Below are 25,195 nucleotides of genomic sequence, written 5' to 3'. Positions count from 1 at the left end.
ACCCGCAACGCGTTTCGGGAGGAGCGCAACGCGAACGCCCCGGTCGTCCTGGCGGTTGTGACATCATCGTCCGGAGATGACGTTCACGGACCAACCGTCATCATCTCCCGATTCGATCGTGATTTCCGTCGTCGTTGTGGATTCACCTGTCTGCATTATAGAAGGCCTGGCCTGACCCGCAAGATCACGCCGATCACTCGATCCCGAAGAACTGTCGCGTTCAGTCACCTTGATGAGGTTTTTTTGAGTCGTCGAGCCACCTCCGAGCAGTTCGCCGTGTTCAAAACATGCTCCGGGCTCAGACCGGCGCGACGGGCCACACCGATACCGAACTCCAGGTCATCGAGGCCCCCGGTGGCGTGGGCGTCGGGATTGATGACGAGTGTGATCCCGCGCTCACGAGCCCGGCGGGCATGCGGGGCATCGAGGTCAAGACGATGCGGGTTGGCGTTAATCTCGATCATTGTCCCGGCCTCGGCTGCCGCGTCGATGACCGCGTCGAGATCGACGGCATACGCGTCTCGACGGAGCAGGAGCCGACCCGACGGATGCCCAAGCATCGTGACCAACGGGTGCCGCACGGCCCGGACGATCCGATCGGTCATCACCTGTCGAGCTTGCCCAAAGCTCGAATGAACGCTGGCGACGACGTAATCGAAGCCTTCGAGCACCTCGTCCGGGTAGTCGAGCGAGCCATCGGGCAGGATGTCGCACTCGATTCCCTTGAACAAACGGAACTCGCGGCCAAACGTCTCATTCAGAGCGTCGATCTCGTCCCACTGGCGACGGACCCGGTCAATGCTCAGCCCATTGGCATAGCCGGCCGATCGGGAATGATCGGCGATCCCAAGATACGACAGGCCGCGCTGGCGGGCGGCTTCGGCCATTTCGAGTAAGGTATTGCCGCCGTCACTCCAGTCGGTATGGCAGTGAAAGGTACCTCGCAGGTCGCTTCGCTCGATCAACGGGGGAATCGGCCCGCGCTCGGCCAGGTCGAACTCGCCGTGATCTTCCCGAAGTTCGGGAGGAATGAAGTCCAGCCCGAGCGCCTCGAACAGCTCGGCCTCGGATCGGCAGGCAAGCGGCCCCTCGGAGCCTTCAAGGGCGTATTCATTGAGCCGAAGCCCCCGGGCGATCGCCCGACGCCGCATGGCGATGTTGTGCGCCTTCGATCCGGTGAAGTAATGCAGGGCGAACGTGAACTGCTCGGGCGTCACCCCTCGGAGGTCGCATTGTACGCCCCCGGCCAGACGAACGCTTGCCTTGGTCGGACCGTGAGCGAGCACGCCGGCCACCTCCGGAAGCGCCACGAACCGATCAAGCACCGGCGCGGGGTCGTCCGCCGCGAACAGGACGTCGAGATCGCCGATCGTCTCCAGGCGACGGCGAAGGCTGCCACAGACCTCAACCTGTTCCACTCCCGGAGCCTTGCGCACCGCCTCGACGATCGGAGCCACGAGGCGCAACGCCGTGCTTTGCAAGATACGGTCGCCCGAGGACTCGACGAAGTCCAGCCCTTCCAGGATCTTTTGCTGCGTCTTCGCCCCGAAGCCCTTCAACCCGGCAATCGCCCCCGATTCGGCCACACGTCGCAGATCGGCCAGGCTGGTGATCGCAAGCGCTTCGTGCAACGCCTTGATCTTCTTCGGCCCGAGTCCAGGGACCCGAAGCAAGGCCACCAGGCCCGCCGGCATTTGCTCGCGAAGCTCCTCCAGAGCCGTCAGCCGGCCGGTCGTCACCAGCTGGGTGATCTTGGACTGGATCGTCTCGCCGATGCCCGGCACCTCGGCCGCCAGGCGACCCGAGGAGACCATGTCGAGCAGATCACCCCCGACCCCCCGTACGGCATCGGCGGCCGTGTGATACGCCCGGCATCGGAACGGATTCTCCCCCTGGAGTTCCAGGAGCGTGCCCATCTCGTCGAGCAGACGGGCCACGTCGTCCGCGAGCATTGTAAGAGCCTCAGCAGAAGGAAACCAACGGTCGACATCCGGGGGTTGATGGTAACGGATTCCGTTCCATTCAGGGAGCCGGGCGGCGGTGGGAAACGCTTCTCGACCAGAGAGCCTGACCCGGGCTGAATCATCCGGCCGGCGACCCAGGAAACTTGGATCAACAGGAAGGGAAATTCCCCGTTGACAGGTTTCCCGGGCCTGAGTATCGTTCGCCGCGTCTTTGGGGCGACGGTGCGGAATCCGGGAGAGCCGGGCCGCGTCAGATTGCTCCCGGAGATCCGGAGTACGACCCGATGGCTCCGATGCCGGGGTCGGGCGCACAACCTGATTGAGCTTAACTTCCTAAGCGACCGTCCCGCCTTCGACTTCCGACGACGCACAATCGTTGGGAATGCCTCGGCTGCCCTCGGGCACAACGGACTGGATCGCCACGCGGACCGCAGATGGAAAGATCGCCGATCCTCCCGCCGTCAATCGTACCAGAGGATGGGTGCGAGACGGGATGAGATGGCGAGCGTTGCAAGTGTGAGGTCCGAGCGGGCTACCCCCGACGCGATCGGACCGAAGGAGTTTCCATGCACCGGATGCGTCACTACGTCGCCGTCTTTGGGTTGATCACCGGAGTGACTGCCCTGATCGGCAGTCCTGCCGAGGCCAACCTAATTCGGACTGACCCGAAGCTCGCGTTCCCCGACGTCCTCGCCGCCGCCATCAACGGTCGGATTGAATACGACTTTGATGAAGCGTCCCAGCGAGGCGTTCTGACCATGACCAACACGCCGTGGGAGATCGCCGGAGACGAGACCACGTCGTTCCCGATCGAACATGCCGACGGCTCCAACAAGTCTCAGCGACTGGTGCTCAATCTTGATGCGAGCGGGAACATCGTTTCCGACCCGTCAAACCTTTACGAGTTGTACGGCCGAATCGTTGCGGGAGATCAGACCTTCGACGGTCTGCTCCTCAAGGGCACCCCGACCAAGTTCGGCTGGCTCGACTTCGGCAGTCCCTCGGCCCCGATCGGCCTGGACATGTTCGACGTCGAGATCGAAGTGACCGGCGGTGAACTCGCCCGATACTTCGGCGATACCGCCTACATGGAGTTCACCCCGCTGCTCGAAAGCACCTTCGAAGGAGCCTTCAATAATGACTTCACCGGGCTGAAGCCGGTGAGCAATATCCGCTCCTACAACTCTCCGGAGCCGTTCCCGATTCCCGAGCCGACGACCATCGTCGTCTTGCTCAGCGGTGGAGCCGCCTTGCTCTACCATCGACATCGCCGCCGTATTGTCTCTTGAGGGCGGCAGGGACCAGAGGTTCGGGAGGGGTGTGCTGCCTCCCGAACACTCGGAACCGTACGTATCGAGACCTCAGACCGTTACGACCGACTCATGATGCGAACGGCCGACCCGGGCGAGGGGTCGGCCGTTCGGCGTTTGAAATGAGTCTGTCGATCGGAGCAATCACCCAAGGTCGGGCAACTCTGACCGATCAATCCGCCATAAACGAGGCCGAAAGCTTGCCCAGCGCTTCGTTTTCGATCTGACGGACCCGCTCGCGGGTCAGACCGAGCGATTCGCCAATCTCCTTGAGAGTCTTCGGCGGCGCATCGTTCAGGCCGAACCGCATCCGGAGCACCGTCGCCTCGCGCTTGTCCATCGCGTCGAGCCGCAGCATCACCAGTTTCAGATTGTCGGCCTCGAGCATCTCGACATCGGGAGCCCGGGTCCGCTCATCCATGAGCATCTCTCCCAGGCTCCAGCCGTTCTCGGGCTGATCGGTCTGAGGCACAAGGTTGTAGACCTTGATGGCCTTCTTCACGATCGCCAGCTTCTTCTTGGGAAGCTCCAGTGCGGCGGCGATCTCCTCCACCGTCGGCAACCGTCCCAGGCGGTCCTGAAGCTCCGCCTGCATCCTGCGCCACTTGCACAGCAGTTCGACCATGTAGGCCGGAATCCGGATGGGCTTGGCCGTGTTGACCAGGGCTCGCTTGATCGATTGCTTGATCCAGTAGCTGGCATAGGTACTGAATCGGGTTCCCATCGACGGGTCAAAGCCCTCGACGGCTCGGAGCAAGCCGAGATTCCCCTCTTCAATCAAGTCCTGGAGCGACAAGCCTTTGCCCGTGTAGTGCCGGGCGATGTTCACAACCAGCCGAAGATTTGCACGGATCATGCGATCCCGAGCATCCTTGTCTCCCCGAGAGATGCGGTGGGCGAGCTCCTTTTCCTCCTCGGCGCTCAGCAGCCTGACCTCGTTGATCTCCCGGAGATAGGTCTCCAGCGGGCTCTGAACCACGTCGCGTCGGTGTCGTCGAATACGAGCCATGAAGGTCCCTCTCGCGTCGGTCACTCTGGTGCTGCGGTCTGCACCGGACGGTGTTTCTCCCCCGCCTTGAAGCCGCCGGAGCGCCGGTCCGAACGCAATCGACCGGCTACTCTCAGCCAGCCCCGATTGCCTTCGTTCCACGCCACCACCGACCCCGCATCCCTCCCTCCCGAGCCCAAGAGCCGGCACCAAGACGCGTCATTCCCTTTGCCGGAATAACACCCTCGATGCGTCAGCCAGACGCTCCAGTCGAGATCGATTCGCGGTTCGAAAACATTATCGTCCAGGAGGAGTGGGAATTTGAAGGGGTCTTGTGAAAATAGGATGCCTGGGAAAGACGAATTGTTCAGGCTTTTCCGATTTTGCGGATTGTGCGGGGGAGTATGGGGTACTGGAGACGGGATGACCTGGAGCCTTGATTCTTGGAGTTGGTCTACGAGGGCGAAGCGGATCCCGGAGCGAGCCGGCGGAACGTTGTGGAACTCGGCGTTCGATTCCCGGGAGGCGTGTGGGATTGAGTGGTTCAGGTCCAGCGTGATGATGCAGGACATGGATGCGGATTCGGGATCGGCTGAGAGGGCGCTGCTTCCCATTTTACCAAGCCGGTCCAAATTCGCCGTTACGGAGCAGTCTCCAGGCGAATCGGTGTCCCTCGGCAACGATCTCAGAGCGCATCGACCGACCGGGCGAGGTTCTTCCGTACAACACCTTCTGAACGGTTGACCAGAACCAAAGGAGAGTGCTGCAACGTACTTTTCGGGGAATAGGCGAAAAATCCCCACATCTGGTGTAACCATTCACCCGACGCCGCAGGATTCAAGGTACGGGCTTGTTCGATCGGACATGTCTTCGCCCGATCGTCGCTCGAGCCGACCGGGAGGTGAACTGGCCTGCCCTTGCCAACCCAGACGCGGGACGAGGCATCAAGGCCTGCCGCGAACGGACGTCTGCCTCCCGTGCTGAAGCGGGGGGAGCCGAGGCGAAGGGCGGTCGGGCTCTCTTCACACGAGGGGCGGCGGCCGTTGAGAGGCCGCCCGCCTACGCCTCTCGGGCGGTCCTTCATCATGATCACCGAGGAGTTGCTTCGATGGATTTCAGGATTCCGGGCCGGGACTCGTCCGCTCGTCGAAGGCGATCGAGCGGAGGGGCGGATCGACGTTCGTTCGGGAATCGTTCGGCCGGGCGACGATCGCCCCGGCTCGAGGCGCTGGAGCGGCGGACCCTGCTGACCATCCTCGTCGACACGTTCGACGACGTGGTTGGCGACGATGGCGTGACCAGCCTCCGGGAGGCGATCGACCTGGCCGCCTCGAACCCCGGGGCCGACACGATCGAGCTGCCGGTGGGGACCTACCCGCTCGACCTCGGTGTCCTGGCGATCGACGACCCGAGCGGTCCGCTGACGATCCGCCCCGAGGCCGGCGGTACGGCGACGATCGACGGGCAGTCCCTCAGCGGCGTGTTCTTCGTGGCGGCCGGCAGCGAGGCGGCGTTCGAGGGCCTGGAGGTCATCAACGGTTCGGCGTTCGCCGGCGGCGGGCTGTCCAATGAGGGCTCGGTCACGGTGCTCGACAGCACTTTCCGGGGCAACGCCGCGACCTTCGGCGGCGGCCTCTCGAACATCGGGACGGTGTCGATCAGCGACAGCACCTTCCTGGAGAACGAGGCGCCGCGAGGGGGCGGCATCGCCAACCTCGGCACGGTCACCGTCGACGGCTCGACGTTCCGGGGCAACCGGATCGAGGACTTCACCGCCCAGGGCGGCGCGATCTGGAACTTCGGCTCGGATGCGGACCTGACCGTCGTCGGCTCGACCTTCGACGGCAACGAGGCCGTCGGCTTCTTCGGAGGCGCGGGCGGGGCGATCTTCAACGACTCTGGCGCCGGGCTCGACGTCGCCGGCAGCACGTTCGTCGGCAACCGAGCCGTCAGCTCGGACAGATTCGACGCGAGGGGCGGGGCGATCCTCACCGAAGGCCCGACCTCGATTTCCGACAGCCACTTCGAGGTGAACCAGGCCTTCGCCGGCAACGGTTTCTCGTTCGGCGGGGCCGTCTTCGCCGATCGCTTCGACGTGTCGATCGCCGACAGCACGTTCAAGGGCAACGCCGCGCTCGGGGCCGCCTCGCCCGAATTCTCCAACGGCAACGGGTCGGGAGGAGGGGCAATTGTCGCCGTCGGCGTGGTGCTCGACGTGGCCAGGTCCGAGTTCACTGCAAACGAGGCCCTGGGGGGAGACGGCGGCTTCAACGCGGGTGGTGGCTTCGCCCAAGGCGGCGCGATCCTCACGGAGGCATCGATCGTCTCGGTTTCCGACAGCCTCTTCTCGACGAATGTCGCCCGTAGCGGAAACGGCGGCGACAGCGACTCCACCGGCCGGGGGGGCTCGTTCGCTCGCGGCGGCGGGATCGCCCACTTCGGTGGACCGTCGGGGCTGCTGACCATCTCCGGCACCATCTTCGTTGCCAACCAGGCCCTCGGTGGCAACGGCGGCGAGGGGGGACCATTCTCCTTCGGCGGCAGCGGCGGCTCAGGTCAGGGTGGTGGACTGTATGCGTCGTTCGGCTCGTCCGTGGAGGTCGATGCGAGTTCGTTCGAGCAAAACCTTGCCGTCGGTGGGGGTGGCGGCCTCGGCGGCGCCGGTGGCACCGGCGGCTTCGGCCGGGGAGGCGGAATCAGCGCCGAGGGGGGAAATGCCCTCTCAGTCACTGGAAGCAGATTCGCGGCCAATGTTGCCGAAAGCGGCGACGGAGGGGCCGGCATCGGGTTCTTCGGCCAGGGTTCCCAGAACGCGCTCGGCGGCGGCATCTACCTCGGCGGGATCTTTGCGGGCTCTCTCTCAAGCCTGACCGTCGACGCCTCGCTCTTCGAGGCCAATCGGGCTCTTGGCGGCGATGGTGGGGACAGCGATCAATTCTACGATGGGGCCGGCGGCAGTCAGGGGCTCGGCGGGGGCATCTCCGTCGGCACCTCTTCGACCGCGACGATCACCGACACCACCTTCCGGCTCAACGAGGCGATTGGCGGAGACGGCGGCGCCGGCGGCCCGGACGGCGGCCGTGGTGGCAACGGCGTCAGCGGGCTCGGCGGTGGGATCTTCGCCGACGATAGAGCCACGCTGATCGTCGCCGGCGGGAGCTTCGAGCGGAACCACTCCCGGGGAGGCGACGGCGGGGCCGGCGGGCTCGGACGACCCGGCGGCTCGGGCGGCCTCAGCTTTGGAGGCGGGATCGTCCTCGACCCGGATGGGACGCTGGAGCTCTCCGACAGCCACTTCTCGCGCAACTCCTCACAGGGTGGTGCCGGCGGCCCAGGCGGAGCCGGTGGCAACGGCGGCTTCGGGGGCGGCAGCTTCGGCGGTGTAATCTGGACCAGTTCACGGACCGCAGCGTCCTTGAACCAGGTGGAACTGGAACGCAACACCGCCATCGGGGGCGCCGGCGGCGCCGGCGGCGAGGGGGGCAACGGGGCCAGCGGCGGCTTTGCCGTGGGCGGGGCCATCTACACCATCTCCTTCTCCCTGCTCGAATCGGTCGATTCCCGGTTTGTGCGGAACGAGACGATCGGCGGGACCGGCGGCGCCGGCGGGCTGGGGGGTGACGGCGGCGCCGGTGGGCTTGCGGCAGGCGGAGCGATCGCGCTGTTGGCCGATGCCGTCGTCATCTCCACCGGCGACGTCTTCGACCGCAACACCGCCGTCGGCGGCGCCGGCGGTGATGGGGGAGGTGAAGGTGGCGCCGGCGGCGCCGGCGGCGGTGCCGAGGGCGGGGCAATCAACAACTTCGGGGCGACCTTGATGCTCACCTCCGCCCTGCTCGATCGCAACCAGGCCCTCGGCGGCCAGGGTAGTCGGGGAGGCGACGGCGGCGGGGCAGGCGGCGCTGGCGGGACCGCCCGCGGCGGCGCGATCATCATCAACTCGTTCGGTTCCTTCACGGGGACTGCCGTCGTCGTCGACTCGCTGATCGACCGCAACCGCGCCCTCGGCGGTGACGGGGGCAAGGGGGGCGACGGGGGCCAGAGCGGTGACGGAGGCGATGCCCTCGGCGGCGGGATCTTCCTGACCCCGGGCTCGGTACTCGAACTCAACAACACCGAGGTCACCCGCAATCGCGCCGACGCCGGCAAGGGCGGCGAGAGCGAGTTCAAGGGAGACGACGGCGAGGGACTCGGCGGCGGCCTGTTCATCTCCGAGGGGGCCCTCGCCCAGGCCGTCGACTCGGTCATCGAGGGCAATTTCGCCTCGGATGACGATGACGACGTCTTCGGGTTCCTGAACGAACTCTGATCCGATCGAACCGAACCGACCGGAGATCGACGATCGGCCCGTTCCCGCCGCGAGCGAGTGGCGGGGGCGGGTCGGCTTCCTTTTGGGACGCGCGTGAAAACACGAAGCCCGCCGGAAGCAGATGCTTCCGGCGGGCTTCTGTTGAGGATCAGCGATCCGAGAGGATCAGTCCTTTTCTTCGGTTTCGGCCGATTCGTCTGAGGCCGCTTCGCCCGGGGTTTCGGCTTCGGTCGATTCGGCCGGAGCCTCGGCAGGGGCGGAAGCCTCGGATTCGGCGGCTTCGCCGGACTCCTGACCACCGAAGGAGAAGAGCGGTCCACCGCCACCGAGGCCGCCCTTGAGCTCGGACTTGGTCGAGCCGGCGGCGGCGGCAGCGGCAGCCGGGGTGCCAGGGGCAGCCCCTTCGGCCTTCGTCTCCTCGGCTTCGATTTCTTCCTTGCTCCAACCGGCCTTCTTCTTGGACAGGCCGATCTTGCGATCGCTGCGGTCGACGCGGAGGATTTTCACCTCGATGTCGTCCCCAACGTTGACGATTTCCTCAGGGCTATCGACCTTGTGATCGGCCAGCTCCGAGATATGGAGCAAGCCTTCCAGGCCGGGCTCCAGCTCGACGAAAACGCCGAAGTTCGTCAGCTTGGTGACCTTGCCCACCACCACTTCGCCGGGGTGGTAGCGGTCGGGAATGTCGGTCTCCCACGGGTCTTGCTTGAGCTGTTTGAGGCCCAGGGCGATCCGCTTGCGTTCCTGGTCGACATTGAGGACCTGGCAGGAGACCTGCTGGCCCTTTTCGAGCAGCTCGTTCGGGTGGCCGATCTTGCGGGTCCAGCTCATGTCGGAGATGTGCAGGAGCCCGTCGATCCCTTCCTCGATCTCGATGAAGGCGCCGTAGTTCGTCAGGTTCCGGACGGTGCCGTCGACCATCGTGCCCGGCGGGTACTTCTGCGCGACCTGATCCCAGGGGTTCGGCTGGGTCTGCTTCATGCCCAGCGAAATTTCCTGCTTGTCGCGGTTGATCCCGAGGACGACGACCTCGACCTTGTCGCCGATCTGGACCAGCTCGCTCGGGTGATTGATGCGCTTCGTCCAGGACATCTCGGAGATGTGGACGAGCCCTTCGATCCCCTCTTCGAGCTTGACGAAGGCCCCGTAGGACATGACGTTGACGACTTCGCCGGTGACGCGGGCGCCTTCCGGGTATTTCTCGCCGATGTTTTCCCAGGGGCTGGCCGACTTCTGCTTCAGGCCCAGGGCGATCTTCTCGCGGTCGCGATCGACGTTGAGGACCATGACCTCGATCGTGTCGTCGATCCGGACCATGTCGCTCGGGTGGTTGATGCGCCCCCAAGACATGTCGGTGATGTGCAAGAGGCCGTCGATGCCGCCGAGGTCGACGAACGCGCCAAAGTCGGCGATGTTCTTGACGACGCCCTTGCGGACCTGACCCACCTCGATCTCCGACAGCAAGGCTTCCTTCTGCCGGGCGCGCTGTTCCTCGATCAGCTTGCGGCGCGAGACGACGATATTGCGTCGTCCTTCGTCGATCTTGAGGATCATGCACTGGATCTCGGTATCGAGGTAATCCCCGATGTCCGAGGGGCGTCGGATATCGACCTGGCTGGCCGGCAGGAAGACATTGACGCCGATATCGACGAGCAAGCCACCCTTGATCTTTTTCGTCACGCGGCCGGTGACGACGTCGCCCTCGGCGTGCTTGGAGATGACGTTCTCCCAGGCCCGCATGCGGTGGGCCTTCTTGCGGGAGAGCAAAATCTCGCCGGTGTCGTCGTCCATGCCTTCGAGCAGGACTTCGACCTCGTCGCCCGGTTCGGGGCGGCCCTCGGTCTCATCCCACTCGTTCAGGGGGACGAGTCCCTCGGCCTTGTAGCCGACGTCGACAATCGCCTGGTCGCCGACGATGTCAACCACCTTGCCGTGGACGATCGTATTGAGCACATACTCCTGGCCCTCCTCAAGCAGGGCCATCGGGTCCTCCTGGCTTCCGTCGGTGTAGACGGCGGTGGAGAACTCTTCGTCGGAGATATCGAACTCGCGGAGCAGGTTGCGATCTACCATAAAAATAAGGTCGGTCCGGACCGCCCGGCAGCCTCCGTCCGTCCCGGCGCGCGTCGGGTCGGGATCGTTGCCGCCCTGGATGCAAAAGGGAAATCGATGGGGAGTCAGGTCCCGGCACCGCGCGCAGACCGGGATTGAGGACGCAACGAGCCATTGTAACCAGCCCGACGGGAGTCCGGATAGGGGGATTTCGCGGGATCTGGCCGAGGCCCCGAGGAGCGCCAGTGTATTCCGGCGTTGCGTGTTCTGATGGGCGGGGGCGATCCGTCGCGGATCGGGGAAGATCGCCAAGGCCGGGAAGATGATCTATGGTCCAGGAAGGAGCAGGCGGGCGCATCCTCTCGAGGTGAGAAACGGCTCTGCCCGATTGCCGCCCGGTGCCGTCATGCCCGGGACTCGTCCCGACAGGTCACCCCCGAGAAGCCCAAATGTCTCAAAACGTTGGACGTCGCCGCCCGGATCGATCCCTGCTCAATGCGCACTCCCGCCGACGGGCGAGCCGACCGCCGACCCGCCTCCGCCCTGAGATCCTCGGGCTTGAGGATCGCGCCCTGCTTGCCATCAGTGCCGTCGTGACGTCTCCCACCGTCATTACCAGTAGCGGCGCATTCGAGATCTCCGTCCAGGTCAGTTACACCTCGGACGCGACCAACCTGAATGCCGGTTCCTTCGATCTCAATGACGTCAGTCTGAGCGGCCCGAACGGCTACACGGCAAACGCCATCGGTATCGGCGGTTTCGTCAACGGGGCGACCGCGGGCGTGACCTACTCGTTCCAGGCTCCGGGCGGGGTGATCGACCCGGCTGACGACGGGCTGTACACGGTCATCCAGGGGGCCAATGAGGTCTCGAATTTCGGGGGCGAGTTCGCACCGGCGGGCTCCATCGGAACGTTTACGATCGACACTGATCCGCCCCCGACGGTTGCCCTCTCGACGACGGCAACGAGCCCGACGAACCTGGCCTCGATCCCGGTGACGGTGACCTTCAGCGAGGCGGTCAGCGGCTTCGACGCCTCGGACCTGCAACTGACCAACGCCTCGGCCCAGGACTTCGCGATCGTTGACAGTTCGACCTACACGTTTCTCTTGATCCCGACGGCCGACGGGCCCTTCTCCGTCACTGTCGGGGAGAACGCCGCGGAGGACTCGGGCAACAAGGGCAACCTCGCCGCCTCGGCCCCCCTCTCGCTGGTCTCCGACCGCACGGCGCCAGCGGTCGCCCTCTCGACGACGGCAACGAGCCCGACGAACCTGGCCTCGATCCCGGTGACGGTGACCTTCAGCGAGGCGGTCAGCGGCTTCGACGCCTCGGACCTGCAACTGACCAACGCCTCGGTCGCCAACTTCACCACCCTCGACGACTTGACGTACAGCTTCGACCTCGTGCCGACGAACGAGGGGTTCGTCGCCGTCTCGATTGCGGCGGGAACCATTGCCGACCCGTCGGGCAACGAGATCACGGCCCCCGAGTCGCTCGAACTGGTTTACGACACGACCCGCCCGACCGCCACCCTGAGTACCACGGCGACAAGCCCGACGAACGCCTCGACCATCCCCGTGACGCTGACCTTCAGCGAGGCGGTGGTGGGGTTCTCGATGTCGAATCTGCTCCTGGAGAACGGGACGGCGGACAACCTCGTCGCGATTGACGGAACGACTTACACCTTTGATCTCACGCCGGCCTCCCAGGGAGAGTTCTCGGTGGCCGTGGCCGAGGGGGCGGCTGTCGACGCCGCGGGGAACCCGAGCCTGGCCTCGGTCGAGATCAAGCTCGTTCTGGACCTCGACCGTCCAACCGCAACGCTCTCGACCGCCGCCACCAGTCCGACCAACCAGACGGGGGTCCCGGTGACGGTGTCCTTCAACGAGGCCGTGACCGGCTTCGACGTGATGGATCTCTTGCTCGAGAACGCCACGGTGCGAGACTTCATTGGCGTCGGGTCGAGCTACAGCTTCACGCTCGAACCGACGGGCATCGGGCCGTTCTCGGTTTCGGTCGGGGAGGACGCGGCGGCCGACGCGGCCGGCAACGGCAGCCTCGCGGCGACGGATTCGGTCGTCCTGGTCTTCGACCCGGTCGCGCCGACCGTCTCGATGAGCGCCGCCGCGGGCGATCCGGCCGGGGCGGCTGTGCCAGTGACAGTCACCTTCAGCGAGGCGGTGAGCGGTATCGACGCCTCGGACCTGGTGCTCGAACACGCTTCGGTGTCTGACTTCCTGGGGGACGGCTCGAATTACAGCTTCACGCTGACTCCGACTGGACGCATGCCCGCCTCGGTCTTGATCCGAGCCGGGGCGGCCAGCGACGCGGCCGGCAACGCCAGCGAGGCCTCGACCATCCTGACCCTTCCCGGGCTCCCGGCTCCCCCCGAACCGCCGGAGCCGGTCGACCCCGAGCCGATCGCGGCCCCCGAGCCACTGCGACCCTTCGAACAGTTCTTTGTCGGAGTTGCCCCGGAGTCGGTTTCCCGTGCGTCGATCGCCCGATTCCTACAGGCGAGCCGGGTCCAGCCCTTCCGGGCGTATGTGGGGCTCTTCGAGACGAACGGCCAGCGATCCGCGGCGGTCCGCGGGGCATACCGGATGATCCTGGGCCGCGACCCCGAGTCGCCCCTGGCGACCCAAGCACACTGGGCATCCGCCCGATCAGTCCCCGACATCCGGATCCTCTGGCGGGCCATTGCCCGTTCGGACGAGTTTTTCGCCCGGGGAGGCAGCACGGCCGAGGGCTTCGCGGGCCTGATCTACGAAACCTTCCTCGATCGCCCGGCCGGCGACTTCGAGATCGCCAACGCCGTCCGGTTCATGCGGAACTCGACTGGTCAACCAGCGCGGACCCGACTAATCAACGCGATCTTCCAGTCGCCTGAGTTCACGACGTTCTGGACGCCGAGACTTTACCAGGACGCCGTGTCCCGGGCATGACTCTCGCCAGGACGTTTCAAGCGATCGAATTGTCGACACCAACGCGGAAGGTCCTGGACTGGGCCTTCCGCGTCGTCGTGTCCCGGGCCCTCGCGAGACGTCCACCCCCCATCATCGAGCAGCCGATCGGGCAGCGCGAATGAAGGCCGAAACGAGGTCGCGGTCCTTGCGACCAGGGGTTGACTCAACCCCGCTGGCGACATCGACCATCCAGGGGCGAACCCGAGCTACAGCCCTGGCCACATTCTCAGGCGTCAGCCCGCCGGCAAGGATGAGCCGGGGAGCCGCGCCTTCGGCCGGCTCGTGATGCCTTGCCAGAAAGGGCGAGGTGTTGAGACGATCGGCCAGATGGTCAAGGACGTCGGTCGTGATCGCATGCCCGGTGCCCCCTTGCTGACCAGGCACGAAGGCATCGACCAGCACCGCGTCTGGCAATCCGTCAAGCTGCGACGCGTGCAGAAGCCATGCTTCCAGGCGGTCGACGGACTGCCGATCGGCCAGGCGAAAGGCGCGAATCACCTGATAACGGTCTCGTTTCAGGTCTCGAATGGTTTCGGCGGGCTCGTCACCGTGAAGTTGCACGATCTGGACACCGGCACGTTCCGATTCGCGGACGATCTCGGCCGGACGCCGATCGACGAAGAGACCGACCGGCTCGGAAAGCCCCGCCATTGCTGCAACGAGGCCGGGAGCCTGGTCGGGAGGGACATACCGCTTCGAAGCCGGATGAAAGTTGATGCCGATCCAGTCGGCCCCGGACCCGGCCACCATCCGAGCATCGTCGGACGTGGTCACGCCGCAAATCTTGATCAGTGGTGCGGGGGCGTTGATGGTCGTGTCCAATCGCAGAACCACGACGGCCAACCGTCAACGGTCGGCCGTCGTCCACTGTCAATGATCACGCGTTGCGAAGGCTTCGGTTCAGGAAACGCCCATCTCGGCCAGCGTGGCCTTGAACTTCGCCTCGGGATTGACCCCGACGAGGCGTCCGACTTCCTTGCCACCCTGGAAGAAGACGACCGTCGGAATGGATGAGATGCCGAGGCCGCTGGGGGTGTTGTTGTTCTGGTCGGTATCCATTTTGCCGATCTTCACGCGACCAGAATACTCGTTCGCCAGCTTTTCAATGGTCGGCGCGAGCATGCGGCAAGGGCCGCACCAGGGGGCCCAGAAGTCGACTACCACAGGGACATCCGAATCGAGAACTTCCGACTGCCAAGTCGCGTCGGTAAACTCTTGGACGTTCCCAGCCATGAGAGAGCCTCACCGTCTGTAAAGGATGCTCGATCGGAGCCTAACGAAGTTGCGTCCCCCAAGACAGGGACTGCACGGGAGCCATTATAAATTGACAAAGAAGCGAGTCAACCGACGGGAACGGCCAGCGTCTCGACCCGAGGGACCTCCCCCTCACACGCCAGGGCCTCCCGCGACCCACGATCCTGAGGCCCCAGGCTTCGATTGGCGAGACTGGCTCGACCCGCGTCGTGTCGGCTGGTTGAGCCTGATGCTGGTGTTCGTGCCCATTGGCATCGGCTTGCGGATTGCGGGGGTCGGGGAAACCTGGCAGTTCGTCGCGGCAGGTCTGGCGATCATCCCTCTGGCCGGCTTGATGGGGGAATCGACCGAACACCTCGCCCACCGGCTGGGGCCGGGGATTGGCGGACTCCTGAACGCCACCTTCGGCAACGCGGCCGAGTTGATCATCGCGCTCTTCGCCCTGTTTCGCGGGTTTGACGAGGTGGTCAAGGCGTCGATCACCGGATCGATTATCGGCAACCTTTTACTCGTCATGGGTGCCAGCTTGTTGGCCGGCGGCCTACGATGGCCGCGGCAGCAGTTCAACCGAACCGCCGCAGGTGTCGGCTCAACAATGATGGTGCTGGCCGCCTTCGGCATGCTCATTCCCGCGATTTTCTATGCCTTACCTGAGGTCGTTCAGGTGGCCGAGGAGGAAGGCCAGGGGCAGCGTTTGATGCTCGAACACGAGTTGAGCGTGGGTGTCTGCATCATCCTGATGGTGACGTATGTTCTCTATCTCGTCTTCAGCCTGAAAACGCATCAGGACCTCTTTAATCCCGATGCCGAGGAGGGCACTCCCGATGAGAGCCTGCACGGCCACGGCCCCGGATGGAGCATGCGGCGATCCATTGGAACCTTGCTGCTGGCAACCACGTTCGTGGCTATCATGAGCGAGATTCTCATCGGCGCCGTCGAGCATACGACCGAGGCGTTTGGCCTGAGTGAGGTCTTCGTCGGGGTGATCGTCGTGGCCATTGTCGGCAACGCGGCCGAGCACTCGACGGCCATTCTAGTGGCGATGAAGAACAAGATGGACCTGTCTGTCGGCATCGCGATTGGCTCGGCCCTGCAAATCGCCCTGTTCGTCGCGCCGGTCCTGGTCTTTGCCAGCTACCTGCGCGAGGAGCCGATGGACCTGCTCTTCACCACGCTCGAAATCGTGGCCGTCTTGCTCGCGGTCTTCATCGCCCGAATGGTTGCTGAGGATGGCGAGTCGAACTGGCTGGAAGGGGCCATGCTGTTGATGATCTACGCCATCCTCGCTGTCGCCTTCTTCGTCTTGCCCGCAGGCCACGGTGAACTCGATGCCGAGGAAACGTACCCAGCTTATTCAACCGAGGCCGCGGCGATCGAAGGGGGATAATCTCTTATCGACTCTTCGTGTCGATATGGGCAATCCTGGTCCGAGACAGCCCTTCCCCGAGGAGGGGCCATCCCGGTGCCGTCCGTCCCGAGCAATGAGAGCAAGGCGGGCGATCAGTCCTCGACGAGGTACATGATCCGCCCGCAGGTCTTGCAGAAGACCAGGCGCTCGGCGTTCATCAGCTCGCTAATATCCTGGATCGTGTTGACCTGATTGCAGCCTTCGCAAGCGCGGGTATGGCGATCGACCGCGGCGAAGGCGTCGTCTCCCTTGCCCTTGACCGAACGTCGGTAGCGTTCGCGATCGTCAGCGGGAACGACGGCCTCGCCCTCCTTGATCGCCGCTTCCAGTTCCTGGAGCTGGGCACGCTGCCCTTCGGCCTTCGATTCAATCTCGTGGCGAAGGGCCTCGACCCCCTCGGCGAATTTGGCGACCTCGGCCTCCTGCGTGGCCAGTTCGGCGGCGGCCGTCTCGACCCCCTGCATCAGTTCGAGGATGGCCTCTTCCTTGCTGTTCACATCCTTGTTGATCATGGCGATCTCATTCATGACCGCCTTGTATTCCTCGTTCTTCTTGACGCTGTTGAGCTTGATCCGCAGGTCGTCGCACCGAGTTCGCTGACTCTGAACCGTCAGCTCCTGGCGCTGGACGTCGGACTTGCGTTGTTTCAGGGCGGTGCGTGCTTCTTCGAGGGCCGCACGGCGCGATTCGAGGCCACGCATCCGGGCAGCGAGGGTCTTCGGTCCGGACTCCAGACGATCGCGGAGCGCCTTGACACGGCGGTGCAGGTCGTGAAGTCCGCGGAGGTCGTCAACGGTCGCGGGCATCGGGATCGGGCTCCTCGGGACGATGGGAACGGTGAGGACAGGATCGGGTAGGGAAGGCGCCCTGGCAACAAAAAAACCGCCGGTCGCCTCGGGGCGACCGGCGGTTGAGGTGTCCGGGGTCAACCGGTACTTTCCAGGAAGCCTTCCAACTGGCGGCTTCGCACCGGATGTTGCAGCTTTCGAACGGCTTTCGCCTCAATTTGCCGCACCCGCTCTCGGGTGACCTTGAAGATACGGCCGACTTCTTCGAGCGTGTAGGTGTAGCCGTCGCCGAGCCCGTAGCGGAGTTTGATGATCTCGCGTTCCCGGTAGGTCAGGGTCTTCAGGACCGCGTCGATCTTCTCCTTGAGCATTTCCTGGGTGGCGGCGTTGATCGGGCTCTCGGCGGCCTCGTCTTCGATGAAGTCGCCGAAGTAGCTGTCCTCGCTCTCGCCGACCGGGCGGTCGAGCGAGATCGGGTGCCGGCTGATCTTCATGACGCGGCGGGTTTCCTCAACCGAGATGTTGGCGACCTTGGCCATTTCCTCGATCGTCGGCTCGCGGCCCTTCTCCTGAAGCAACTTCTTCGAGACGTTGCGCAGCTTCGACATCGTCTCGATCATGTGCACCGGAATGCGGATCGTGCGGGCCTGGTCGGCAATGGCCCGGGTGATCGCCTGGCGAATCCACCAGGTGGCATAGGTCGAGAACTTGTAGCCGCGACGATATTCGTACTTGTCCACGGCCCGCATCAGGCCGGTGTTCCCTTCCTGAATCAGGTCGAGGAACGAGAGGCCGCGGTTGCGATACTTCTTGGCGATCGAGACGACGAGCCGCAGGTTACCGCCGGAGAGTTCACGCTTGGCCTGCTCGTATTCCTTGTATCGCTCGTTCATCAAGGTGACGCGCCGGGTCAGGCTCCGGGGCGTCTCAAGCGTCATGATCATCAGGTCCTTGAGCTCTTTCTGGAGGTTGGCCAGGTCGTCCTGGTTCCCCCGGCCGGCCAGGACGAGATCACGCTGAGTGAGGATCTCGTTCAACCGGGCGGCGATTTGCTCAAGCCGCTTCATCAACGGCTGGACCTTCTGGGTGCGGATCGACAGTTCTTCGACGAGCGTGACGGCCTTGCGGCGACGGCGGGCCAGATCAACGCGAAGGACGCGGGCGGTATCGGGATCGTCCTTGGCCCGGATATAGGCGCGGAAGTCGCGGAGGTTGCAGTCCATCAGGTGATCCAGCGTGGCCAGGTTCGGCTTCATCCGCTGGAGAATCTGTTCCTTCTCAAGGTTCTCGGTGACGGAGACCTTGACGGTGCGGTCGAACGGCAGCTCACCGCAATCGACCTTCTTCAGGACGTCGACGACCAGCCGCAGGGCGTAGTCACATTCAAGAACCTTGCGGCGGAACTTGCGGCGGGTGATCTCGATCCGCTTGGCCAGGTTGATTTCCTGGTCGCGGGTGAGCAGCGGAATCTCGCCCATCTGGGTCAAGTACATGCGCACGGGGTCGTCGATCCGCCGCGAGATCTCGTCGAGATCCTCGGGGGTCAACTCACCGTCGTCGTCATCCTCGGCCTGATCGTCGATGACCTCATCGTCGACATCGTCGCCCAGGTCACCGGCAGCCACCAGCCGCGCCTCAGCCTCTTCTTCGTTGAGCAGGTCAACGCCGAGTTCGTCGAGCCGTTCGAGCAACTCGTGAAGCTTCTCGGGGCTGCTGGAAATCTCATCCGGCAACTGGTCGTTGAGCTGATCGTAGGTGAGAAACCCTCGCCGCTTACCCAGCTCGAGGAGCGTCTTGAAACCCTCGTCCAGCTTTTCCATCGACACACTCTCCTAGGGGAAACCGACGTCGGGTCAAGACGCGTCGGACGATTTCTTGGTGGAGGCCAGCCGCAAGAGCTCTTGGTTCAGGCGCATCTTTTCCCGCCAGAGTTCGCGGTACGACTCGGGCTCGTCGGCCAGGTTGATCTCGGCCAGGGCACCTTCGAGGTCACGGAGGCGGTCGCGACAGGCACGCTCGGCCAGCCGCGGCAAGAGACGGGCCAGGCGTTCGCGCCAGGGCCGGGGGAGATAACGACCGTTGACGTACCGCTCCGAGAGCGGCCGAGGGTCGATCGGAGACACCAGCGAGGCCACCAGACTCCGCACGCTTGGATCGTCGAGTCGCGACGAGACCTCCGAAACGCTCGCCTCCCGGCCTTCGCCGTACAGGTCGTAACAGACCTGAAGGATCGTCCGGAGGGGTGCGTCTCGCAGGGAAGTCACTTCAACCCGGGTAATGACCCAAGACACCACGGAAGGCTCGTTCAAAAGAACTTCGATCAGTTCCCGACCCAGGGGATCAAGATCCCCGAGCCGAATGACCGGTGGCGGGGCCACCGCCTCGCTCGTTTCGGGCACACGCCCGGCGGTAACCGGCGTGTCCTTGTCTTGTCCATAGCTTACATGATGATGCGCCGGTCGGTCGGGCCGTCGGCGCTTCTTCAGGTCACGTCGCAACGTCTCGACCGGCAAGCGAAGCCGTTGGGCCAGCCGATCGAGCGCCTTGGCCGCCTTCAGGTCCAGCCCCGCCCGGCCTCGGTGCGAGGGCATCCGAGCCAGCAGGTCAAGCACCGTGTCGGCCGCACGACGCGCCCCGTCCAGATCTTCGAGGTTGAAGGCCGAGGCGGCCCGATCCACCACGTGATCCAGCGGGTCCGAGGCCCGCTCGACCAGGGCGAGCATGGCGTCTGCTCCCTCGCCGAGCAGGAAATCGCAGGGGTCGAGTCCTTCGGGAAGCGTCAGGACCCGGACGTCGATCTCGTGATTCAGGAAAAGTTCCAGCGAGCGATCAGCGGCCTTCTGGCCCGCCTCGTCGCCATCGAAGACCAGGACGGCCCGATCGGCGAGCCGCCGCAAGGCCCTCACGTGGTCGTCACCCAGTGCCGTGCCGAGCGTACCGACGACGTTGGCCAGGCCCACCTGATGGGCAGCCACCACGTCCGTGTAGCCCTCGACCACCGCCACCCACCCTTGCTTCCGGGCGGCCTCGCGGGCCAGATCGACGGCGTAGAGGTTCCGGCGCTTCTGAAACAGCGGTGTTTCGGGCGTATTCAAATATTTGGCGACACCCAGGCCCGATTCGGCCATCCGTTTCTCGACATCCGGCAGAATCCGACCCCCGAAGCCGATTGCTCGCCCTCGAATATCGCGGATCGGGAAGATCACCCGCCCCCGGAAGCGATCGCGGAGGCTGCCATCCCGCTCGCTCCTCGCCGCCAATCCGGCGCGTTCGAGCAAGGACTCGTCGTAGCCTTCCCGACGCCCCCGGGCCAGCAGCCAATCGCGCCGATCGGGCGCGAAGCCGATGCCGAAGCGATCAATCGACGCAGCCAGAATTCCCCGACGCTCCAGGTAGCCGCGGGCCTCGTCCGAACCGACCAGGGCCGTGCGGAAGGCCCGCTCGGCCCAGTCGCAAGCCGCGAGCAGATCACTTTTGCTCGGGCCGCTCGACGCAGTGCCGGTACTCGGATTGTCCAGGGCCACTCCGGCCCGATCGGCCAGCATACGCAACGCCTCAGGGAACTCGACCCGCTCGTAGTCCTTCACGAAATCGAAGATGTCGCCGCCGGCTCCACAGCTCCAGCACTTGTAGGTCTGACGTTCCGGATTGATTTCGAGCGACGGGTGGTGATCGTCATGGAAGGGGCACAAGGCCTTGAACTTTGAACCGGCCCGATGCAGAGGAAGGTACTCGCCAATCAGGCTCACGACGTCGATCGCGCCCTTGATCGCGGCAAGTGTCGCTTCGGAGTGTCGGGGCACCGGGAACTCCAGGGTTGAGGTCGCAGTCCCGGATCCGCTACGGAGACGACGAGGGATCGGCTCCGGACCTTGGGGGAGGTCGAGTGGGCACGGCCCCGATCTCTCATTGGCTCGCCATCTCCTGCGCGGCGATGTTATCGGGATTATACCTCGGGGTGATTTTCGGTCAAGTTCGCCCGGCCTGCTGCCGACAGAACACTTCCTCGACCTAACCTCCCTCTCAAAAAACGCTTGCAGCAATCAGGCTCTCAGAAGGAACCCCATAATCCTTCCAGTCCGCTTCACCAGGCTCTTGACAAGAGCTTGCCAAATCGTTCCGCCTCGTTGCTCAGGCGATTGTCTGGTGGCGCTTCAGGATCGTTTCGGCCCCTCGCCTTGTCGACCAGCCCGAATTTTGTCTCGAAAACCAGGTGTCCAAGTCAACCCCTGCCCCGCTTCCGAATCGTGTTGCCTTGGACTGCCAAGCGGAGTGGGGAGGACCCGGGAAAATGCGATGTTTCGGTGGGGTTCGCCAGGCCAAGGGGGACCAGGGCCGAGTCGTGTCGGCCCCGCATCATCGCTTCCGTGAGAACCGAATTTTGCGGGGAGTTCCGACAATCTTCACGGCGGAAAATGAAGTCGAACCCCGTGATGAAGTCCCCGAATTCATTCGGGAAGGCATGATCAGAGGGCTCGGGCGGGGACTCGGGTGGGGAGGTCGGATCAGCGCGGTTGGAGCCCTGGATTCGGACCGCCAATGGTCCACCAGAGCCAGGTCCCGTCAATCGCGACGGCTTGCAGGCGAAGGCCTTCGTCCTCGTCGTACTGGGCCGCGGACACGTCGTGCAGTTGCTCCAGCGTCGTCACCGGAACGTTTCCGACCCCGGTAATGCGCAAGAGTGACAGGATCCTCGGGTCGATCCCCGATCGGGCAGCCAGGCTTCCCGGACTGACGCCGGCAATGTACAGACCGTCATCCGGCAACTGCTCGGCCAGCTCGACGGTCAGGTTTTCAGGAGGGCCTTCCACCACGATGAGACCGAGGTCCATCAAGACCGGCATGGCCTGAATGGTGACCGAGATTTCCTCTCGAGTGCCGTTGCGAACGACCGTGACCGGCACAGCCTGTTCGACCGGAATGGTTGTGGTCCGGATTCGCAAGGCGTTCGAGTCGTCGACCGCTACCCCGTCGAGTTCTAGCACCACGTCGTCGGGACGCAGCCCTGCCTTGGCCGCGGGTCCTCCGGGGACGACTCCGACCACCCGAACCCCACGAGGCTCCTCAAGCCCAAGCTCGGCGACGTCGTTCGCCTGAACATCCTGGATCGTCACCCCCAGGTAGCCCCGGATGACTCGACCGTCCTTGATCAGTTGATCAACGATCCGCCGCGCCAGGGCCGAGCTGATCGCCAGGCCGATTCCCTGATAGCCCCCGGTTTCCGACAGGATCGCCGTGTTGATCCCGATGACCTCCCCTTTCAGATTGATCAACGGCCCTCCGGAATTCCCCGGATTGATCGCCGCGTCGGTCTGGATGAAGTCCTGGTACAGGTCGCCCGGCAACTGCAGGCCCCCCCGGCCAGTGGCCGAGACAATGCCGGCTGTCACCGATCGGTCCAGCTCGAACGGACTGCCGATTGCCAACACCCAGTCGCCAATGTCCAGCTTATCGGAATCCCCCCACGAGGCTTCCGCACTCAGGCGGCCCTCGACCTGAAGCACGGCCAGGTCGGTCTTCACATCCGAGCCGACCAATCGGGCAGGAAGCTCTCTCCGTCCCAGCCGAACGGTGATCCGGTCGGCGTCCTGAATCACGTGATGGTTGGTCACGATGAAGCCGTTGCGGCTGTCGATCACGACGCCCGAACCGGCCCCCAGGGCCAGTTGCATCGGACCGCCGGCGCCTCCCATGCCCGGCACCCCGAGTTGCGAGGTCCGCACGTTGACCACCGCCGGCTGCACCTTCGTGCTCGCCAGCCGAAACAGAGCCGACGATCGGCCGATCAGGTCGTCACCGTCGAGCCGCTCCAGCGCCTCGGCCGCGGCAATCGAACGGCCGACCTCATAACGATAGCCGATCTGCTGCGCCAGATACGGCGCACCGTAGACGCCCCCGGCCGCCAGACAGAGGATGAGAAGGACGATCAGAAACCCTCGACGCACCGGCGGGGTCTCGGGCCGGGGCGGAGGCTCAAGCGGATCGTAGTCAATCGGATCAAACGAGGCCATCGGGGAGCGTCTCCAGGGCGCATTTCCTCCCGGGCCGGAACGCCTGTTCGGCCCGAATCCGCGACAAGGCAAGCGTATGCGCCAACCGCGCCGAATTCAACGGCCGGCCCGCGTGCCTCTTGCCTCGATGTGCTTGGCAGGCGACGCTCGGCCGCAATAATGAATCAAGACCGGGCCACGATCGGCCCTTTGGAGACTCAAACGAGGCCCATCATTCCTTATGTGCGGGATTGCCGGCTTCCTCAACCGCGACGGCGATGCCGCCGATCGCTCCCTCATCGACCGCATGACCGCACCGATCACCCACCGAGGGCCGGACGGTTCCGGAGCGTTTGTCGAGGGGCCGGTCGCCCTCGGACACCGACGCCTGGCCATCATCGACCCGAGCCTCGGCGCCCAGCCGATGAGCAACGAGGATGGCACCGTCTGGGTAACCTACAACGGCGAGCTTTACAATGAACCCAACCTTCGCAAGAGGCTCGAAGCCCTCGGCCACCGCTACCGGACCCATTGCGACACCGAGAGCCTTGTCCACCTGTATGAGGAAGAGGGTCCCGACTTCGTCCGGCAATTAAACGGTATGTTCGCCCTGGCCCTCTGGGATGCGAAGCGACGGCTCCTCATCCTCGCCCGCGACCGAATGGGGCAAAAACCCCTCTTCTATGCCGAAACCGCACACGGCGGCCTTGTCTTCGGTTCCGAACCGAAAGCCTTGCTCGTCCATCCCGAGGTGCCCAGACAGCTCGACCGCGACGGCCTGGCCCGCTATCTCTCCTACGAGTACGTCCCCGCTCCCAACTCCATCTGGCAAGGGATGAAAAAGCTTCCCGCGGGGCACCTGCTCGAATGGTCGCTCGATCCTCCCCGATCGGCGGCCCCGCGACGCTACTGGCACGCCCCCCTGCCCGTCTCCAACGCCGACGCCCTCCCCTTTAACCAGGCGAGCCGCCAGTTCTGGAGCCTCTTTCGCGAGGCGGTCGCGCGGCACCGGCGATCGGACGTGCCGCTCGGGGTATTCCTGTCCGGAGGGATCGACTCCTCCAGCGTCGCCGCGGCCGTGGCCGACTTGCAACCGGCCGCATCAATTCGGACCTTTTCAATTGGCTTCGACGACCCGACCTTCGACGAAAGCGAGCACGCGCGAGCCGTCGCCCGGCATCTCGGGACCGATCACCACGAGCGCACGTTCGCCGTGTCTGATGTGGTCGATCTCTTGCCCGAGGTCGCCGGATGGCTCGACGAACCGTTCGGCGATGCCTCGATCCTGCCAACCCACCTGCTCAGCCGGTTCGCAAGGTCGGAAGTCACCGTCTGCCTGGGCGGCGACGGTGCCGATGAGCTGCTCGCCGGCTATCCGACCTTCACCGCCGAACAGCTCGCCCGGTCGTTCCAACGGGTGCCAAAGCCGATCCGGTCGCTCGTCGGCGCGGCGGTCGGCCGCTTACCCGTCGATCACGGCAACATCAGCCTCGACTTCAAGCTCAAGCAGTTCCTGCGAGGGGCCTCCGAGCCGGGTCCGCTGGCGCACCTGCGCTGGATCGGATCGTTCAGCGGGTCGGAATTGAGCGATCTGCTCGTCGATCCTCCCTCGATCGACGTCGAGAGCGAGCACCTGGCCCGAGCCGCCGCCCTTGCTCCCGGGGCCGACCCGCTGACTCAGTCGCTCCGGCTCTATCAGGACACCTACTTGCCCGAGGACATCCTGACAAAGGTCGATCGCGCAAGCATGGCCACCAGCCTGGAAGTCCGTGCGCCGTTCCTTGATGCCGAGCTGGTCGACTTCGTCCAGGCGTTGCCGGCAGGCGACAAGTACAGCCGAGGGACCGGCAAGCGATTGCTCAAGGCCGCCGTGGCGGATAGGCTACCGGCGTCGATCCTGAAGCGTCCGAAGAAAGGCTTCGGCATTCCGGTCGCCCGCTGGTTGAACGGGCCGCTTTCGGGGTTGCTCGATGATCGGCTCGCCCCGGATCGCCTGCGTCGTCAGGGGCTCTTGAGGCCCGAGACCGTCTCCCGGCTGGTGGCCGAACATCGGGCCGGGGTCCGCGATCATCGCAAACCGCTCTGGACGCTCGTTTCGTTGCAACTCTGGATCGATCACTGGCTGGGCGACTCTTAAGGGATCACCCGTTGCAACCCGATTCG

General features: G+C 64.6%; 14 protein-coding genes. 5 read left to right on the top strand and 9 right to left on the bottom strand.

What is annotated here, in order from left to right; translation table 11 throughout:
* Positions 1–224: 224 nt before the first annotated feature.
* Positions 225–1,952, bottom strand: coding sequence for a DNA polymerase/3'-5' exonuclease PolX (gene polX / locus HG800_RS13195; RefSeq protein ID WP_169977082.1), 1,728 nt, complete (start codon positions 1,950–1,952; stop codon positions 225–227).
* Between the two features lie 578 nt (positions 1,953–2,530).
* Between polX and HG800_RS13190 the strand changes: the two genes are divergently transcribed.
* Positions 2,531–3,253 (top strand): PEP-CTERM sorting domain-containing protein, encoded by a 723-nt coding sequence (locus HG800_RS13190; protein ID WP_169977081.1) that lies wholly within the window; start codon positions 2,531–2,533, stop codon positions 3,251–3,253.
* 193 nt (positions 3,254–3,446) lie between these two features.
* Here HG800_RS13190 and HG800_RS13185 read toward each other — a convergent pair whose 3' ends face one another.
* Positions 3,447–4,283 carry a sigma-70 family RNA polymerase sigma factor gene (locus HG800_RS13185; RefSeq protein ID WP_152053169.1) on the bottom strand — a complete coding sequence of 279 codons (837 nt, stop codon included), beginning with the start codon at positions 4,281–4,283 and terminating at the stop codon, positions 3,447–3,449.
* Positions 4,284–5,370: 1,087 nt separating this feature from the next.
* Between HG800_RS13185 and HG800_RS27990 the strand changes: the two genes are divergently transcribed.
* Entirely contained in the window at positions 5,371–8,571 is a 3,201-nt protein-coding gene (locus tag HG800_RS27990; protein WP_169977080.1) for a hypothetical protein, read from the top strand.
* Positions 8,572–8,736: 165 nt separating this feature from the next.
* Here the strand turns inward: HG800_RS27990 and HG800_RS13175 are convergent, their stop codons facing one another.
* The gene (locus tag HG800_RS13175) at positions 8,737–10,644 is read right to left on the bottom strand and encodes a 30S ribosomal protein S1 (protein WP_169977079.1); all 1,908 of its coding nucleotides are present in this window, start codon (positions 10,642–10,644) and stop codon (positions 8,737–8,739) included.
* 428 nt (positions 10,645–11,072) lie between these two features.
* Here HG800_RS13175 and HG800_RS13170 point away from each other — a divergent pair, with 428 nt between their 5' ends.
* Positions 11,073–13,571 carry an Ig-like domain-containing protein gene (locus tag HG800_RS13170; protein WP_169977078.1) on the top strand — a complete coding sequence of 833 codons (2,499 nt, stop codon included), beginning with the start codon at positions 11,073–11,075 and terminating at the stop codon, positions 13,569–13,571.
* A 111-nt stretch (positions 13,572–13,682) separates the two neighbouring features.
* Here HG800_RS13170 and HG800_RS13165 read toward each other — a convergent pair whose 3' ends face one another.
* Positions 13,683–14,426 carry a phosphoribosylanthranilate isomerase gene (locus HG800_RS13165; RefSeq protein WP_315852031.1) on the bottom strand — a complete coding sequence of 248 codons (744 nt, stop codon included), beginning with the start codon at positions 14,424–14,426 and terminating at the stop codon, positions 13,683–13,685.
* Between the two features lie 66 nt (positions 14,427–14,492).
* Positions 14,493–14,825 (bottom strand): thioredoxin, encoded by a 333-nt coding sequence (trxA, locus tag HG800_RS13160; RefSeq protein ID WP_169977077.1) that lies wholly within the window; start codon positions 14,823–14,825, stop codon positions 14,493–14,495.
* 91 nt (positions 14,826–14,916) lie between these two features.
* Between trxA and cax the strand changes: the two genes are divergently transcribed.
* Entirely contained in the window at positions 14,917–16,233 is a 1,317-nt protein-coding gene (gene cax / locus HG800_RS13155) for a calcium/proton exchanger (RefSeq protein ID WP_206352250.1), read from the top strand.
* A 113-nt stretch (positions 16,234–16,346) separates the two neighbouring features.
* On the opposite strand, the gene HG800_RS13150 is transcribed toward cax, so the two are convergent.
* The 4 genes from HG800_RS13150 to HG800_RS13135 form a co-directional block, all read right to left on the bottom strand.
* Positions 16,347–17,060, bottom strand: a complete 714-nt coding sequence (locus HG800_RS13150; RefSeq protein ID WP_169977076.1) for a zinc ribbon domain-containing protein — start codon at positions 17,058–17,060, stop codon at positions 16,347–16,349.
* Between the two features lie 119 nt (positions 17,061–17,179).
* Positions 17,180–18,862, bottom strand: a complete 1,683-nt coding sequence (rpoD, locus tag HG800_RS28230; RefSeq protein WP_169977075.1) for an RNA polymerase sigma factor RpoD — start codon at positions 18,860–18,862, stop codon at positions 17,180–17,182.
* A 33-nt stretch (positions 18,863–18,895) separates the two neighbouring features.
* Positions 18,896–20,845: a DNA primase gene (gene dnaG, locus HG800_RS13140; RefSeq protein WP_169977074.1), complete on the bottom strand. Its 1,950-nt coding sequence runs from the start codon at positions 20,843–20,845 to the stop codon at positions 18,896–18,898.
* A gap of 702 nt (positions 20,846–21,547) precedes the next feature.
* Positions 21,548–23,053, bottom strand: coding sequence for a S1C family serine protease (locus tag HG800_RS13135; protein ID WP_169977073.1), 1,506 nt, complete (start codon positions 23,051–23,053; stop codon positions 21,548–21,550).
* 220 nt (positions 23,054–23,273) lie between these two features.
* On the opposite strand from HG800_RS13135, the gene asnB reads away from it, so the two are divergent.
* A complete protein-coding gene (gene asnB / locus HG800_RS13130) occupies positions 23,274–25,169 on the top strand; it encodes an asparagine synthase (glutamine-hydrolyzing) (RefSeq protein WP_169977072.1) in 1,896 nt (631 codons plus the stop codon).
* The last annotated feature ends 26 nt before the right edge of the window (positions 25,170–25,195 follow it).

The sequence above is a fragment of the Tautonia rosea genome, assembly GCF_012958305.1.
In the GTDB taxonomy this organism is placed as follows: domain Bacteria; phylum Planctomycetota; class Planctomycetia; order Isosphaerales; family Isosphaeraceae; genus Tautonia; species Tautonia rosea.
The sequence above is the reverse complement of the archived record's forward strand: the minus strand, read 5'-3'. Positions and strand labels throughout refer to the sequence as shown.

Bases quoted from the DNA above. Each gene is read 5' to 3' on its own strand.
- trxA (WP_169977077.1), bottom strand. From the start codon at position 14,825: ATGGCTGGGAACGTCCAAGAGTTTACCGACGCGACTTGGCAGTCGGAA.
- HG800_RS27990 (WP_169977080.1), top strand. From the start codon at position 5,371: ATGGATTTCAGGATTCCGGGCCGGGACTCGTCCGCTCGTCGAAGGCGA.
- HG800_RS13170 (WP_169977078.1), top strand. From the start codon at position 11,073: ATGTCTCAAAACGTTGGACGTCGCCGCCCGGATCGATCCCTGCTCAAT.
- HG800_RS13185 (WP_152053169.1), bottom strand. From the start codon at position 4,283: ATGGCTCGTATTCGACGACACCGACGCGACGTGGTTCAGAGCCCGCTG.
- HG800_RS13135 (WP_169977073.1), bottom strand. From the start codon at position 23,053: ATGGCCTCGTTTGATCCGATTGACTACGATCCGCTTGAGCCTCCGCCC.
- HG800_RS13175 (WP_169977079.1), bottom strand. From the start codon at position 10,644: ATGGTAGATCGCAACCTGCTCCGCGAGTTCGATATCTCCGACGAAGAG.
- asnB (WP_169977072.1), top strand. From the start codon at position 23,274: ATGTGCGGGATTGCCGGCTTCCTCAACCGCGACGGCGATGCCGCCGAT.
- polX (WP_169977082.1), bottom strand. From the start codon at position 1,952: ATGCTCGCGGACGACGTGGCCCGTCTGCTCGACGAGATGGGCACGCTC.
- HG800_RS13190 (WP_169977081.1), top strand. From the start codon at position 2,531: ATGCACCGGATGCGTCACTACGTCGCCGTCTTTGGGTTGATCACCGGA.
- rpoD (WP_169977075.1), bottom strand. From the start codon at position 18,862: ATGGAAAAGCTGGACGAGGGTTTCAAGACGCTCCTCGAGCTGGGTAAG.
- HG800_RS13150 (WP_169977076.1), bottom strand. From the start codon at position 17,060: ATGCCCGCGACCGTTGACGACCTCCGCGGACTTCACGACCTGCACCGC.